The sequence below is a fragment of the Ostreiculturibacter nitratireducens genome (assembly GCF_032670585.1).
GTDB lineage: Bacteria > Pseudomonadota > Alphaproteobacteria > Rhodobacterales > Rhodobacteraceae > Ostreiculturibacter > Ostreiculturibacter nitratireducens.
Genome location: NZ_JAVQHL010000001.1, coordinates 421,484 through 436,893 on the forward strand (window position 1 = coordinate 421,484; position 15,410 = coordinate 436,893).

At 64.9% G+C, this 15,410-nt stretch carries 12 protein-coding genes; 6 read left to right on the forward strand and 6 right to left on the reverse strand.

The window, feature by feature from the left end; translation table 11 throughout:
- Window positions 1–37: 37 nt before the first annotated feature.
- Window positions 38–727, reverse strand: a complete 690-nt coding sequence (locus tag ABCN56_RS01995) for a hypothetical protein (RefSeq protein ID WP_343079091.1) — start codon at window positions 725–727, stop codon at window positions 38–40.
- A gap of 308 nt (window positions 728–1,035) precedes the next feature.
- On the opposite strand from ABCN56_RS01995, the gene ABCN56_RS02000 reads away from it, so the two are divergent.
- Entirely contained in the window at window positions 1,036–1,905 is an 870-nt protein-coding gene (locus tag ABCN56_RS02000; protein WP_343079092.1) for a sulfotransferase family protein, read from the forward strand.
- 127 nt (window positions 1,906–2,032) lie between these two features.
- Here ABCN56_RS02000 and ABCN56_RS02005 read toward each other — a convergent pair whose 3' ends face one another.
- From ABCN56_RS02005 to ABCN56_RS02015, 3 genes are all read right to left on the reverse strand, one after another.
- Window positions 2,033–3,109, reverse strand: a complete 1,077-nt coding sequence (locus ABCN56_RS02005) for a lipoate--protein ligase (RefSeq protein ID WP_343079093.1) — start codon at window positions 3,107–3,109, stop codon at window positions 2,033–2,035.
- Between the two features lie 108 nt (window positions 3,110–3,217).
- Window positions 3,218–5,542: a YCF48-related protein gene (locus tag ABCN56_RS02010; RefSeq protein ID WP_343079094.1), complete on the reverse strand. Its 2,325-nt coding sequence runs from the start codon at window positions 5,540–5,542 to the stop codon at window positions 3,218–3,220.
- A gap of 230 nt (window positions 5,543–5,772) precedes the next feature.
- The gene (locus ABCN56_RS02015) at window positions 5,773–6,513 is read right to left on the reverse strand and encodes an SDR family NAD(P)-dependent oxidoreductase (protein ID WP_343079095.1); all 741 of its coding nucleotides are present in this window, start codon (window positions 6,511–6,513) and stop codon (window positions 5,773–5,775) included.
- Between the two features lie 279 nt (window positions 6,514–6,792).
- On the opposite strand from ABCN56_RS02015, the gene ftsH reads away from it, so the two are divergent.
- Complete coding sequence (gene ftsH / locus ABCN56_RS02020) at window positions 6,793–8,616, forward strand: ATP-dependent zinc metalloprotease FtsH (RefSeq protein ID WP_343079096.1); 1,824 nt, start codon at window positions 6,793–6,795, stop codon at window positions 8,614–8,616.
- Between the two features lie 33 nt (window positions 8,617–8,649).
- Here the strand turns inward: ftsH and ABCN56_RS02025 are convergent, their stop codons facing one another.
- Together ABCN56_RS02025 and ABCN56_RS02030 are read right to left on the reverse strand one after the other, a co-directional pair.
- On the reverse strand, window positions 8,650–9,612 hold the full coding sequence (locus ABCN56_RS02025; RefSeq protein WP_343079097.1) for an aldo/keto reductase: 963 nt from the start codon (window positions 9,610–9,612) through the stop codon (window positions 8,650–8,652).
- Between the two features lie 10 nt (window positions 9,613–9,622).
- Complete coding sequence (locus ABCN56_RS02030; protein WP_343079098.1) at window positions 9,623–10,381, reverse strand: SDR family NAD(P)-dependent oxidoreductase; 759 nt, start codon at window positions 10,379–10,381, stop codon at window positions 9,623–9,625.
- 447 nt (window positions 10,382–10,828) lie between these two features.
- Between ABCN56_RS02030 and ABCN56_RS02035 the strand changes: the two genes are divergently transcribed.
- The 4 genes from ABCN56_RS02035 to ABCN56_RS02050 are packed head-to-tail and all read left to right on the forward strand — an operon-like array spanning window position 10,829 to window position 15,402.
- On the forward strand, window positions 10,829–11,950 hold the full coding sequence (locus tag ABCN56_RS02035) for an acetoin utilization protein AcuC (protein ID WP_343079099.1): 1,122 nt from the start codon (window positions 10,829–10,831) through the stop codon (window positions 11,948–11,950).
- A 10-nt stretch (window positions 11,951–11,960) separates the two neighbouring features.
- On the forward strand, window positions 11,961–13,004 hold the full coding sequence (locus tag ABCN56_RS02040; RefSeq protein WP_343079100.1) for a radical SAM protein: 1,044 nt from the start codon (window positions 11,961–11,963) through the stop codon (window positions 13,002–13,004).
- Window positions 13,001–14,110, forward strand: a complete 1,110-nt coding sequence (locus ABCN56_RS02045; RefSeq protein WP_343079101.1) for a geranylgeranyl reductase family protein — start codon at window positions 13,001–13,003, stop codon at window positions 14,108–14,110. Before ABCN56_RS02040 ends, ABCN56_RS02045 begins: the two co-directional genes overlap by 4 nt.
- Window positions 14,107–15,402: a radical SAM protein gene (locus ABCN56_RS02050; protein ID WP_343079102.1), complete on the forward strand. Its 1,296-nt coding sequence runs from the start codon at window positions 14,107–14,109 to the stop codon at window positions 15,400–15,402. Before ABCN56_RS02045 ends, ABCN56_RS02050 begins: the two co-directional genes overlap by 4 nt.
- Window positions 15,403–15,410 lie beyond the last annotated feature (8 nt).

Sequence of the window (15,410 nt, forward strand, 5' to 3'; positions counted from 1 at the left end):
TTCCGATTTCACCATGTCTTGAGCATACGGTGAACGCCTACATGAGTCCCATGTGCTCGCTGATTCCGACCATGATCGATGTCAAGGCATCGGCGATATTTGCCTGGGCCGCGCCGAGAGCCCCAAGCGCTTCGACCGTGTTCTCGGGCGTTTCCGCGAATTCCATGATGAGATCCTCGGCCATGCCACGCTTCATGCCGGGATGACCCAGGAACCCAAGGGAATTTCCGCCAACCGAAAAGACGAGGGGATCGCCGCCCCCACCGGTGGCCAGAACCTCGGCTGCATCCGGCAGGACCGGCGCATCACGCAGGTAGAGAGCAAGCGGGAAACTCTCGGGCAGATGACCGCCGAGCAGCCCCGGCCGAACCGCGCGGGCGTCGTCGACGTAGAACCGAAGCGGCGCCTCGACAGCGCCCCCGCCCGCAGCGACAGCCAGAATCACCGCACCGAGTTCGATGCCGAGAACCGGAAGCCCGGCGTCGAGGAAAGCGCGCGTCAGGCGAAGTTCGTGCCCGGCGCTGGGCAGAAGGTGCCCACTGACCAGCCCATAGGGTCCACCGCCGAGGAGCATCAGCCCGTCGAAGCCCTTTGCCGAAGTCGGCAGCAAACCGCCCGGAGTGAAGGGGCGGCGGTACTGGAAGCGGATGTTCCGGCCTTCGAAGTGGTCCTCGATCAGGCCGAGATACTCAGCCTCCGTGTGCTGTATCACGCAAACAGTCTTCATCCCCTGCCCCCAACGCTTACGCCTGCGTTTCGATAGCCGGTTCCCGAATCGCGGTCTCCGCTGCGACGTGAAGCCCTTCGGATCGACGGCCTGACTGCGGATCGCGTCAGGCGGCATTCCGGGTCCGCTCCCGTCTCCAACTGCACAAGCTAGTCGCCGCGACAGGTCGTGTATACCTGCGCGTTGAGGTTCCGCGAGGTCAACCGAAGTCCGCCAAGCCAATCCGCAACGAACCTGGAGTCGCAGCTTCGGCACTCTGCGTTGTTGAGCGCGGCGAAGCCTTTTTGGGTGGCCCAGACCGCGATTCAATGACATTTGAAGAGATCAGCCGGGAAGTGCCCGCCTTCCTGCAACTCGGTGATCAGCCCGAACGCGGGTCCAGAACAGGTATGAAAGCAGACACATCAATGGCGGAAATGCGCACCCCATCAAGGGAGCTGAAGGAGCGGCTTGCCAGAGGCCTGGCCAATTCCTTGCTGCCGTTCTTCCGTCGCTATCCCTACCGGGGGCCGTGCAGCATCTTCCACCTGAATGTGAGGGGGGCTTACTCACCCATTGACGGGTTCTTCTACAACCGGATTCCGAAGGCGGCGAACACGACCGTTTCCGGCATCCTTGCCGAGAATTCCTCTTACCATCGACCGTTTTCCGGGAACCGGGACAAGGCGAGGATGCTGCGCCCCGCTTTCATGTCCCGGTCGCAAGTGGACAGCCTCTCGACAGACGCCGTCTTCACTTTCACCGTGGTGCGAAATCCCTACGCACGCGTCCTGTCTGCCTACCAGGACAAGTTCCTGCGCGGCAAACCGCAACTGCGTCGCTATGCTTCGATGATGAACTGCCCGGACGGACAAGTACTTGACTTCGTGGAGTTTTGTCGGTTCCTTGATCGCGGCGGCCTGTATCTGGACGCACATTGGGCGCCGCAATCCTGCCTGATGCTCTTGCCGGTGCCCGAATTCGATCTCGTGGCCAAGGTCGAGACATTGGACAGAGACATGGCGACGATCATGAACCGGATCTGGGGAATTACACCGACCGAAAAGCTGAAGAAGGCCGGCACGTCGACGGGCGCCGATGGCAAGCTGCGCGCGCAATACACGGACGAAGCCAAAGATATCGTCGACCGGCTCTATGCCGGCGATTTCGATGCCTTCGGCTACGAGCCTACGCTATAGGATCCAGCCCACTTCGCCATCCAAGCGCAATGGCGCACCTCTCGTCCGCGGCAACACATTCGGCCTCCAAGTGCCGAAGCAGGCAGAGGGTCGTCTTCCCCCTGCCCCCTTCCAATGCCGGACGACCTCAGGCCGGGCCTTCGGCCGCGGCCATGACCGCAACCGCGATGTCGTCCGCCGTCACGCCGGGCGTTTCGATGCCGAGTTTCTTCATTCCGGCCTCGGCCGCCTCGCGAAGTTTCTCACGGTCGAGCGGCGTGCCCTTCAGTTCCTCCGCGAGCCTGTCGATCCCGTCCGGCGGCAGGCAGGTGAAGTCGCCCGAGAGCATCAGGTCCTCGAGCTTGCCGTCACGGCCCAGAAGATGCACGCGGATGAGGCCACCGGGAGATTTGTGGGCGCTTTCCGTAAGGTGCGTCCCTTCCGAGATCTTCACACCCATCTCGACCAGCTTGCGGCCTTGCCAATAGGTCCATTCGGGATCGGCCAGCATCTTCTCGGCCTCCGCGATTGCGGCAAGCTCGGCCTCCGTCGGCTGGTCCTCAACCGGTTCGACCTTCAGGACGTCGGCGCAATGCTTCAGGAAGCGTGCCTTCAGATCCTCGCGGCTTGGCGGGGTGCCGAGTTCCTTCACCATCGTCGTCATGTAGTCGTTCAGCGTCTGGAAGAGCTTGTCGCGGAACTTCTCGCTCGGCACCTTCAGGCAGTGGGCCATCGTCTCGGTGTCGAAGTCGAACATGAAGCTGCCGACCATGACCGTCGCCTCACCGATGGATGCCGCGCCCGTCCCGCCGATCTTGCGGCCCTTCACCTGGATGTCGTTGACGGGCCGGTAGGCCGCGTCGATGCCGAACTCCTTGTAGGTGCGCACCACGGGTTCGATGAACAGCGGGTAGAGGTTCACCGCGTATTCCGGAGCCTTGCCGCGGGGATAGATGAAATGCGTGAAAAGCTGGTTGTGGTCCAGGTAGACCGCGCCGCCTCCCACATGGCGGCGGATGATCGGGAAACCGTTCGATCGGCAGAACTCCTCATCCACTTCCTTGGCGATTTCCTGGTGCATGCCGACGCAGACATAGGGCGTTTCGGGCGAGACCAGCGACAAGACCGGGTCACCGTCGGCGGTCATTGCCTCGGCAAGGCCATGATAGACCGCCTGGCTCCGCATCGCCGAAACCAGCCCGAAATCGATAACCCTCAGCCGCATTTGTCATCCTCCTCCTTGGCCCCTTCGCCTGGTCCATCATTTCCCGATTGTCCCGATGAGACAAATGTCATTTCGTCGCCCCGTCAGGTCTGAACGGGCGGCACTGCCCTATTCCTCAGGCCAGCCTTCGGATTCCTCCAGAAGCCGCCGCACGTCGGGATGATCCGGGTATTCTTCCTGCAGCACGGCGAGGTGCCTGCGCGCAAGTGCCGGATCGCGCCCGGCTAGAAGCTCGACGCGCTCCACGTTTTCCGAGAGGTACTGCGGCGTCATTCCCTTCTCGACGCAGGCGACGAGCGCCGCATCCAGCGCCTCGGGTGTCGGGGTCCCCTCGCCTTCCAGAAGCCCCAGATAACGCAGGTCCGTAGCAAGCTGGACCGCATACTCCTCCTCAAGGCTGATCGCCGCACGGTAGGCCGCCAGCGCATCCTCCTTGTGCGAGGCCAGCAGATGCGCGGCCCCAAGGGTATCGAGCCGCTCCGCGTTCCGCCCCAGTTCCAGGGCCGCCTGAACATGCGTGAGGGCCTTGTCCGCGTCGCGATACTCGGGAAGTCCGGCCGTCGCGTACACCCAGGCGACGAAGTTCAGCACCGACTCGTATTCCGGGTCGATCGAGATAGCGGTTACCAGTTGGTCGATCGCAAGTTCGTAGTTGCCCAAGTGAAAGGCGAGCATGCCGAGAGACCGGCGGGGATACTTGTAGTCCGGGTCGAGGCGGATGCTTTCGTCGAAGGCGGCACTTGCCTCATCGAACTTGCCCGAATACCCGAAGGAGAGACCCCGGTAATATTCGATCCGCGCCAGGAAATCCGTGCGGCCGGACGTTTGAGGGTCTTCGCGAAGAAGTGTCTCGCCCAGTTCACGGGCCCTGTCCAGATCGGCGATCGCCTCGTCGTAGCGATGGTCCGATCTCAGCGATCGGCCACGCTCGAAGTAGCTCTTGGCCTTGGCCTCCAACCGGCCGATGTCGACGCCGTCAACGGAAGGATAGCGCTCCGCAAGCGCCAGAGCGCGCCCGTAGGCTACGGCGGCTTCCGGGAAGCGGTCATCGACGTACAGGTCCCTTCCATGCTCGTAGTACGCGCTTTCAAGGAATTCGACGGTCTCGGCGTCAGGCCGGTCGCCTGCTGTCAGCCGGTCGGCAAGCTCCCAGGCCTCCTCGTATCTTTCCATTGCCAGCAGGTAACCGATGTCACCGAGGTCGAAGCGGCCCGGCGATATCCCGAGGATCTCTCCCGCGGCGCGATTGAACTCGATGATGGGGCCATGAACCGGAACCCACTCGCTCCCGCCCCAGTTGGTCGCGACGACGTTACCGTAGTTCCCCGCCACCCAGCCGACGCGCGCATCGCGCATGACAAGCGCGTGGAACGACAGGAACGCATCGCCGGTCAAAAGCTCCAGCCACCAACCGGCACCGCCATCGTCCGTCGCCAGGATTATGCCGTAGGTTCCCACGACAAAGGCATTATCCGCCGAGGTCGCGTAGACCGCAGTGGCCCGGAGCGTCGAAGGCTCGGTGAATTGCTCTTGATCCAGGAGTTCGGGCGGCCAGATGTTCGCGGTCTGCGAAAACCAGGTGCGGCCGGCATCCTCGCTTTTCAGGATCGCAAGACCTCCGTCAAGGCGTCCGACAGCCCAGACGTTCGTGCCGTCGGCAGTGTGGATTCCGCTGATGGACTGAACGTCGTCCACGGACGAGATCTCCGGGATGACGAAGACGCGCTCCCAGCTTCGCCCGCCGTCCTCCGTCCGCCATATCCCGCGCGTCCCGCCAGCGAGCCCGGTCTCGGCTCCGAGCATCTTGACCGTATTGAGCGCCCTTGTCGGCACCATCGCGAGCCTTTGCCAACTGCGCCCGCCGCCCTCGGTCCCATAGACGGACGAATATTCGCCGACGAGCCAGCAACTCGCGGCGTCGATGCAGTCTACGGAGAGATGCGTTCCCCTGCCCGCGCCAGTTCCGCCTGCCCATGTCTGCCCGCCGTCCTCCGTCCTGAGGATCGCTCCTTCGTGGCCGACGGCGATCCCGCGCAGTTCGTCCACGAAGTCGATTGACCGAAGGTGCGAAATGATCCCGGTCTCCTGCCGCTCCCAGTGCCCGCCATCGTCGGAGGAATGCAGGATCAGCCCATCCCAGCCGGCGATCCATATCTCCGACAGTCCGACGTCTCCGGTTTCTGGTCGCGCTTCGCCCGGCACCTCCCGCGTGTAGCCGGGCGTGACGACGTCGATCCCGTGAAGCCACATCGGGTTTTCGAAGAGATCGGCGAAATCCCGGAGGTTCGAGATCTGCTCGTCGATCTCCTCCGCACGCTCCGGATCCGCATCGAGAGCTTCGCCGACCTTGCTGATGAACAGCCAGATATCATCGATGGGGAACGACGGGGGCTCAAGCTCCTGGGCTCTCAGAGGGGCTGCGACGGATAGCATCGCGGCCAACGCCGCATGCGCCAGTGGACAGCGACCGCGCCCCATGAAAATCCCTCCCAGCTGCCCCGATAGAGAGAATGTTACGCGCGGTGCACACCAAAGCCTTTGACTTTGGTCAACTGGCGCCACTCGGGGCTTGAGACGAGAAAGGCGCAGTTGGGCAGCAGGCCTTTGCCATTTGACCGCCTCAGCCCGGCAGCCGAATGGGCTGGGACCGCTGGGCGCCGACCTCAGTAAGTCGCCCGGCCACCCGACAGGTCGAATACCGCGCCCGTGGTGAAGGAGTTCTCTTCCGAACACAGCCAGGCGATCATGCCTGCCGCCTCTTCGACCCTGAGGAACCGCCCGCGCGGGATCTTCGAAAGCATGTAGCCGATATGTTCCTCGCTCATCTGGTCGAAGATCCGGGTGCGGGCCGCGGCAGGCGTCACGCAGTTCACGGCGATGTCCTGCCCCGCGTGTTCCTTGCCGAGCGACTTCGTGAGCGCGATTACCCCCGCCTTCGAGGCCGAATAGGCGGCGGCATTCGGGTTGCCCTCCTTCCCGGCGATGGAGGCGATGTTCACCACGCGCCCGTAACCCGCCTGCTCCATCTGCGGCAGGATCGCGCGGCAGCAGTTGAAAACGCCGTGAAGGTTCACGTCGATGATCCGCTTCCACTCCGCCGGGTCGTAGTCGACAACGCGAGCGTTCGAGCCCGCGATGCCGGCGGAGGTCACGAGGATGGCGACCGGACCGACCTCGTCGGCGACGCCGCGGGCCAGGTCCATCACGGCGTCGGTCTCGGCGACGTCCACTGCATAGGCGATCCCGCCCAGCTTCCTGGCCGCCTCCCCTGCGAGCTCGGCGTCGCGGTCCCAGATCACCACACGCGCACCAGAAGCCGACAGCCGCTCGGCGACCGCGAAGCCGATCCCCTGCGCTCCGCCCGTCACCACAGCCACACGTCCCGAAAGATCGTATCTGTTCATCGCTCCCCCCGATCCGACCGGAAACCCGATGCCCTCCGGCTAGCCCGATCTTATTTCGGCGCCGCGGCAGGGCAACCTTGCACTTGTCCCGAAGCGAAGGGACCATCCCGATCGCGCCGGCAATGCCGTCAGCCCTCGAACACGCGGGCCATCCGCATCTGCGGGAGGGAACGGTTGCAGTAGCGGCCCTACAGGGTCACGATTGCATCGAAACCGCCGCGGTGTCCGAAACACCCGGAGGCAGCGGGGGACCGGAACGGGCTGGGAGGCAAGGCTTCGGTGGACAAGAAGCAGAAGTTCAGTCTGGGCTACGCCCTTTTCGCCTTCGCGCTGCTGTTCGCGGTTCAGTCGTGGATGGCGGTCCGCTCGACCGCGGTGATCGAGTACAGCCAGTTCCTGTCCTACCTCGAAGACGGCAGGATTTCCTCGGTCACGGTGACAGAGACGCAGATCATCGGGACATTCAAGGACCCCATCGACGGCAAGACGGACTTCGTCACGACGCGGGTCGATCCCGGCTTCGCGGACGAGCTTGCAGAATACGACGTTCCCTTCACCGGCGCACGCGACGAGACATGGCTCACCACGATCCTGTCGTGGGTCATTCCCACCGCACTGTTCCTCGGAATCTGGCTCTTCCTCTTCCGGCGGATTGCTGACCGGCAGGGAATGGGCGGGCTCATCAACATCGGCAAGTCCAAGGCCAAGGTCTATGTCGAGCGAGACACCGGCGTCACCTTCGACGACGTGGCCGGGGTGGACGAGGCGAAGGCCGAACTGCAGGAGGTCGTTTCCTTCCTGAACGACCGCAGCCGTTACGGCCGACTGGGCGCGCGCATACCGAAAGGCATCCTCCTCGTCGGGCCGCCCGGCACGGGCAAGACGCTTCTCGCGCGCGCCATCGCGGGCGAGGCCGGGGTGCCGTTCTTCTCCATCTCCGGCTCGGAATTCGTCGAGATGTTCGTGGGCGTCGGTGCGGCGCGGGTGCGCGACCTTTTCGAACAGGCACGTCAGGCCGCGCCGTGCATCATCTTCATCGACGAACTCGATGCACTGGGACGCGCACGTTCCGGCTTTTCCGGTCTCGGCGGCAATGACGAGAAGGAGCAGACGCTGAACCAGCTGCTGTCCGAGCTCGACGGGTTTGATCCCGCGGTGGGGATCGTCCTTCTCGCGGCCACGAACCGGCCAGAGATCCTCGACCCCGCGCTCCTGCGTTCGGGCCGGTTCGACCGGCAGATCGTGGTGGACCGGCCCGAAAAGAAGGGCCGCGAACAGATCCTCAAGGTCCACATGCGCAAGGTGAAGGCGGACCCCGACGTCAGCCTCGAGGAAATCGCGGGCCTGACGACGGGATTCACCGGCGCCGACCTCGCGAACCTCGTGAACGAGGCCGCGATCATCGCCACGCGCCGCGGGGCAGAGCGCGTTTCCACGGACGACTTCACCGCGGCGGTGGAACGCATCGTCGCCGGGACCGAGCGCAAGACACGGATCATGAACCCCGACGAACGCGCGCGGGTGGCCTATCACGAGATGGGACACGCGCTCGCCGCCGCATCGCTGCACGGTGCCGATCCGGTGCAGAAGGTCTCGATCATTCCGCGCTCGATCGGGGCGCTGGGCTACACGATGCAGCGGCCGACCGAGGACCGTTTCCTCATCACCCGCGACGAGCTCGAGGAACGCATGGTGGTCCTGCTCGCGGGCCGTGCGGCGGAGGAAATCGTGTTTGGAGAGATTTCGACGGGCGCGGCCGACGATCTGGCCAAGGTGACGGACATCGCGCGGGAATGCGTGACACGCTACGGGATGAGCGACACGATCAGCCACGTGGTGCTGGAGGAAAAGCGGCTTCGATATCTCGGTGATCGCGAGCTGCAAACCCAACAGCGCGACTACTCCGAGGAGACGGCGCGCGAGGTCGATCTTGCCGTGCGGGGCCTGGTCGACAGCGCATATGACCGGGCCAAGGCGATCCTGACGGAACGGAAGTCCGACCTGGAAACCGGCGCGAGGTTGCTTCTCGAACGCGAAACGCTCACGCCCGAGGATTTTCCTCCGCTTCAGAGACAGGCGCCAGCCAGGAAGGACCGCGGCTGAGAGCGTCCTTCCCAGGGACGCGTTCCCGCCCGCTCAGCCGGGTTTGTATTCCCGGTTCGATTCGGGATCCTCGCTCGAATGGGCGAAGCCTTCGAAGGCCTTCCAAGCCTCCTCCGGGATCGACGCCCCTGCCCATTCGAGCGTCTGGGCGACCCTCTCGGGTTTCGACACGCCGACGATCGTAGAGGTGATGCGCGGGTCGCGCAGCGAGAAGCCGAGAGCCGCCGCACCCGGGGCGACGCCGTACTCAGCACAGAGCGCCTCGACCTCGCGCACCGGCGCCAGCGCTTCCGCATCCGCTTCCTGGTAGGTGACACGAGGCATCGCCGCGCTGCCCTTGGCAAGCACGCCACCGGCGAAGGGCGCGGCATTGAAGATCGCCATGCCCGCCTTGTGGGCGTAGTCGAACATCTCGTCCGCCGACCGGTTCAGGATCGTGTAGCGGTTGTGGCTGATGAGCGTGTCGAAGGGCCAGTCGCGCAGGATCGGGAACATCATGTCGACGCGCCCCATGGCGAGGCCCACGGCATCGGCCAGACCTTCCTCCTTGATCTTGAAGAGCTCGTCGAGCGCGCCGCCCTCCCGCGTGATTTCCTTCAGGTCGCGGGCATGTTCGGGGTCGTGCAGGTGCAGGATCTGCACCCGGTCGAGTGACAGCGCCTTCAGGCTTTCCTCGATCGACTGGCGCGCACGGGCGGCGTCGAAGCGTCCCGTCTCCATGTCGCGGTCGAGCTTGGTTGACAGGACGAAGCCGTCTGGCAGTCCACCCCTCTCGCGGATCACGGCGCCGATGCGCTCCTCGCTGCGACCGAAGCCGTAGTTGCGCGAGGTGTCGAGGAAGTTCACCGGCCCGTCGAAAACCGCGCGGACCGTCGCGCGCGCCCGCTCCTCGTCGACGGCATAGCCGTAGGTGTCGGGCATATCGCCCAGAGCCGAGGCGCCGAAGCAGATATCCGTGACTTCGAGGCCCGTCTTTCCAATCGCTCGCTTCTTCATCCTGTCCTCCTCAGATCGATCCCGCCTCGACCATGTAATTGTTTGCCGAACACATCGCGGCGTCGTCGGACGCGAGGAAAACCACCATGCGGGCGACGTAGACCGGTTCGATAAGATCGGGCAGGCACTGCCGGTTTCGCTGCTTCTCCAGCGCCTCGGGCGTCGCCCACAGCGTCTTCTGACGCTCGGTCATGATCCAGCCGGGAACGACCGTGTTGACGCGGATGCGGTGTCCGCCAAGGTCGCGCGCCATGGTCCGGGTCAGTCCGTGCACGGCGGACTTCGCGGTCGCGTAGGCGGGGAACCCTCCTCCCGCTTCCCACCAGGAGTTGGAACCCATGTTGATGATCGATCCGCCGCCCCCCGCGATCATGTCGGGCGCGACCGCCTGGATGGCGAAGAACATGTGGCGCAGGTTCGTCGCCATGCGTTCGTCCCAGTATTCCGGCGTGACTTCAGTCCAGTCGTGGCGGTCGTCACGGGCGGCGTTGTTCACCAGAACCTGAGCGGGGCCGAGGCGATCCTTGAGCGCGGCGAAGGCCCCCTGAAGCGCCTCGATATCACGGAGATCGCAGATCTCGAAGGCAACTTCGCCCTCCAGTCGACCGACAAGGGCTTCGCTGGCCTCGCGGTCGAGATCGATGAAGCCGACACGCGCACCTTGCACCGCGAAGGCCGAAACGATCTCGGCGCCGATGCCCGAGGCGCCACCGGTCACGAAAACCGTGCGCCCCTTCAGGCTCGGGTAGATAGCGAATTCCTGCGTCATTGCCGTTCCTTTCAGCTCTTGGCGAGGGCTTCGGCCCAATCGGGATGCCAGCGCGACAGCGCAGGACGGTTTTCGATCATGTCGCCGGCGGTCCAGCGCATCCGCCTGGCGTCCATCTCGGACGTAACCTCGTTGTCGGCACAGATGATGTGGAAATCGCCCGCCCCCCGGATAGCACGGGAGGCGCATCACGATGCGCCTCTGGCATCCTGTGTCAGGCTGCCCGACTGTGCAAGCCGGGTATGCGCCACGTCCGGAAATCGGAAGTCCGCGCACGAGTAACCTTGGTTTCCGGTGTCATTCCTGAACGTGACTGGTGGTTTTCCATCATTTGCGGAAAAGACGAATTGACATATTGGAATATGACCATCTCAGCGTATAGTGCCGGAAAAGGGGTGTACACCCCGAAGCCTGAGGGACGGACAGGTTCGTAACTCCGGGGAGGGAATGGCGGCGCATTTCATATCGTCACCGATTTACGGGGCGGTCGGATATCCCGGCAACCACCCGCTTTCGATCCAGCGGATCGGGACGGTGGAAAAGCTCTGCGCGCTCCTCGGGTGGACTGGAAATCACGCTCCGGTCCTGCGGAGCCCGGTAGCGGACGATGCACTGCTCTCGCGCTTCCATGCGCCCGAATACATTTCTGCCTTGAGGGATTCCGAGGGCGCGCGATCGGTCACCGAGGCGGCGCGGGAGCGGCACAATATCGGGACGCTCGAAAACCCGGTCTTCCCGGGGCTCTTCAATCGGGCGGCGACTTCCGTCGGCGGCTCCTACCTTGCCGGGGAGCTCGCCGCCAAGGGCGCCCTCGCCTATCACCCGGCGGGCGGCACGCATCACGGGCTGCGCGACCGGGCGAACGGCTTCTGCTTTTTCAACGACCCGGTCTTCGCGATCCTCGCACTTCTCGACGCAGGGCTGGAAAGGGTCCTCTACGCCGACCTCGATGCGCACCACGGGGATGGCGTCGAGGTGGCCTTCGCCGACGACCCGCGCGTCATGACCATTTCCGTGCACGAAGAAGACCGCTGGCCGTTCACGGGCCTCGTGTCGGACCGCGCCGGCGGCAATGCCCGTAACCTGCCCGTGCCGAGGGAGATGAACGACACCGAATTCGACCTCCTGATGGCGGAAGCTGTCCTGCCGGCCGCGCAAGGCTTTTCCCCGCAGGCCGTCGTGGTCACGACCGGGGCGGATGCCCTGAAGGGTGATCCGTTGTCCTCCCTCGCGCTGTCGAACACCTGCCTTTGGGACGCCGTCGAGGCGCTTGTCGCGCTCGCGCCTCGGGCCGTCGTTCTGGGCGGCGGCGGCTACAATCCGTGGACGCTCGCCCGGGCGTGGTCCGGGCTTTGGGCGCGGCTCTCCGGCCAGTCGATTCCGGATGAATTGCCGGCAGAGGCGCGGGACCTGCTGAAGACGCTTGAGTGCGATCTCGTGGACGACGAAGATGAACAGGATCCGGCCTGGTTCACCACGATCGCAGACCGTCGCAACGACGGACCGATAAGGGAAAGATTCAGGGACATCGCGCGCGCCGTCCGGGGAACCGCGCCTGCGGATGGCTAGGGAGGACGGAATGGGGGATTGGCTGAGCCGCATCACCACGATCGAGGCGCTCGAGGACGCCGAGTTCGACGCCGGTCTGGTGGCGCAGATGGAACGGCGCGCGGAGCGGGTGAAGAACCGCGTCGTCCGCTTTTCCACCCCGACCTTCAAGGAGTACGAAACGGCCGAGGTGAAGGGCTGCGGCAAGAACGCCTTCCCCGCCTTCTCGATCACGGCCGGGGCCTGCGCGCTGGATTGCGACCACTGCCAGGCGAAGATCCTCGAACCCATGATTCCCGCGACGAAGCCGGAGGTTCTGGATCATAAGGTCCGCGAACTGATCCGCACGCAGGGGCTTCAGGGCTTCCTGCTCTCGGGTGGATCGAACCGCAGGAACGAAATCCGATACGAGCGTTTCTATCCGGTGATCGAGAAGCTGAAGGCGGAATTCCCCAATCTCCGCATCGCGATCCACACGGCGCTGACCGACGAGGCGGGCGCGAAGCGGATGGAGGCCGCAGGCGTCGACACGGCGATGATGGACGTCATCGGCGCCGAGGAGACGATCAGGCAGGTCTACCACCTCGACCGCCCCGTCGAGGACTTCGAGGCGACGCTGGCCGCCCTGACAGCCACGAACATGGAGATTTCCCCCCATATCGTCGTGGGCCTCCACTACGGCGAGATCCTTGGCGAAGAGCGGGCGCTCGAGATGGTCGCCCGCTATCCGGTCAATGCGTTGGTGATGGTCGTCATCATGCCATTCTACGCCAAGCCCGGCACCTTCAAGACCCCGGACACCGCGGATGTCGGGCGCATCTTCCTTGAAGCACGGGAGAAGATGGGGGACCGGCAGGTGCTTCTGGGCTGCGGGCGCCCGGCAGGCATGCACAAGCGCGTCACGGACGCCTACGCCGTCATGGCCGGGCTCGACGGCATCGCCTTCCCGGCCGAGGGCGCGCTCGGCGTCGCGGTGATGACGGGGCGGCGCTGGCATCAGGAACATGCCTGCTGCTCGATCAAGCTGGGCCTCACGCCGGCCGCCAGCCGCAAGGCGCCGACTTTCGCGGCATGACGGCGCATCCGGACATACTCGTCGTCGGCCTCGGGCCGGCGGGCGCGGCGGCAGCGAAGGCCGCGGCGGAGGCAGGGTTCCGGGTTCTCGCGATCGACCGCCGGCGCCGCGCTGGCGAGCCCGTGCAATGCGCGGAATTCGTACCGAGGATGCTTGGCGCCGATCACCGCGCTGTCTCTCTCGCCGGCATCCAGCCGATCACCCGGATGGAGACGTATCTCGAGAATCTCGGCGTTGAAGTGACGCCAGACTTCCAGGGCGTGATGATCGACCGCGCGGCCTTCGACACAGCCCTCGTGGCCGAAGCCGAGGCGGCGGGGGCAGAGGTTCGGTTCGGCACGCTGCTGCGGTCGCTCGACGCGGAGGGGGCACTTCTCGGCGATCGGACCCGTATTACCCCAAAGCTCATCATCGGCGCGGACGGCCCCCGCTCTCCGGTCGGGGCGGCGTCGGGGATCCGCAACCGCGAGCTTTGCGAGACGCGTCAGATAACCGTGCCGCTCAATACACCGCATGAGGCGACGGATATCTTCCTGAACGCCGAGATCGAGGGGGGCTACGCCTGGCTCTTTCCGCGGGGCGAGGTCGCCAACCTTGGCCTCGGCCTGCGCCCCGAGGCCAAGGCGCTTCTGAAACCTGTCCTCGAAAGGCTCCATGACCAATTGGCCGATGCCGGGCGCGTCGGGCGAGAGGTGCTGCGCACGACTGGAGGCGCGATCCCGGTCGGGGGGATCGTCGGCCCGGTCGGGTCACTGGCGGAAATCCCCGTACTTCTGGCCGGGGATGCGGCGGGCCTCACGAACCCCGTCACCGGGGCCGGTATCAGCGCGGCGGTGGTTTCGGGCGAACTCGCCGCCACGGCGGCGGCCGACTGGCTCAAGGGGAAGACAGACGCGCTCGACGATTACGCGGAGGAGATCGACGATCTCTTCGGCGGCTCGCTTCGCCTCGGGCTCGCGCGGCGGCGGGCGCTTCTTGAAACCTATTGCGGCGGCAACAGACCCGATGCCGCCGACCTGCGTGCGGGATGGATCGCCTATCCCGAATACTGGACCAGAACCGCGACCGAAGCGGTCGAGACACGCCTGGGGAGGCACGAACCATGACCTGCCAGAAACCAGAACATGCATTGCAGCGGCCCGTTGGCCCTGACGGGAAGGATTTCAATCCCTACGACCGGATGCAGCCCCGAGCGCCCGGCGCCGTGCCGCAGGGCATGAAGAACGGCCGCCCGGTGAAAGAGGCGAACCTGACGCCATCCGGCCTCTACAAGCCCGACTACCGGATCATGACGCCGAACATGCGCTCGCCCGACTATGTGCAGATGTCCACGGCGGCGGCGATCACGCTCGGACTGGTCGAAGGCAAGATGTACGGCTGTTCCTGCACGCGCTGCCTCAACCTGCTCCTGACCTACCCGGAGGGTTGCCGCGCAAACTGCGCCTATTGCGGCCTCGCCCGCCACAGGGAAGCGGACCGGAACTACGCGGACCGGAACTTCATCCGCGTCGACTGGCCGGCGGTGCCGATGGACGAGGTCGTCGAGATCATCGCGCGGGACGTCGAGGGCTCGCCCTTCCACCGTATGTGCATCTCGATGATCACCCACCCGAATTCGGATGAGGACACGGTCACGGTCCTGAAGAAATGGACCGACCGGATCGACCCCGACGCGATTCCGATCTCGATCCTGTCGAACCCGACGACGATGACCCGCGAGGACGTGCAGCGCCTGCGCGACATGGGGTCCGACATCTTCACCGTCGCGCTTGACGCCGCCACGCCCGCGCTTTTCGACCGGACCCGCGGCAAGGGTGTCCAGTCGCCGCACAGCTGGGCGAAATACTGGGAGATCCTCGAGGACGCGCGCGACATCTTCGGCCCGCAGAAGTTCGGCGCTCACATCATTGTCGGGATGGGCGAGACTGAATACGAGGTCATGTCGCTGATCCAGAAGCTCGTCGACATGGGCGGCCACAGCCACATGTTCAGCTTCTTCCCCGAAAAGGGCAGCCTCATGGACCACCTGCCCGCCACGCCGCGCGACCAGTGGCGCCGGGTGCAACTCGCGCGCTACCTCGTCGATTACTGCGATGTCCGGGTGGAGCACATGAGCTTCGACGAAGACGGCAGGATCACCGGGTTCGGGATGCCCGAGTCCGAGCTTTCCGCGATCATCGACGCGGGCATCGCCTTCCGCACCTCCGGCTGCCCCGGCAAGTTCGCCGAGGATATCTCCGCCTGCGACCGCCCCTATGGCGACAGCCCGCCCTCCAATATCGCGAGCTATCCCTTCGCGCTGCGCGACGTCGACATCCGGAAAGTGCGCAGCCAGCTGGGAATGGAGAAACCCGGGGAAACCTATGTCCCCGGCGAGGAATTCGACCTGTCCGAGTGAGGGAGCCG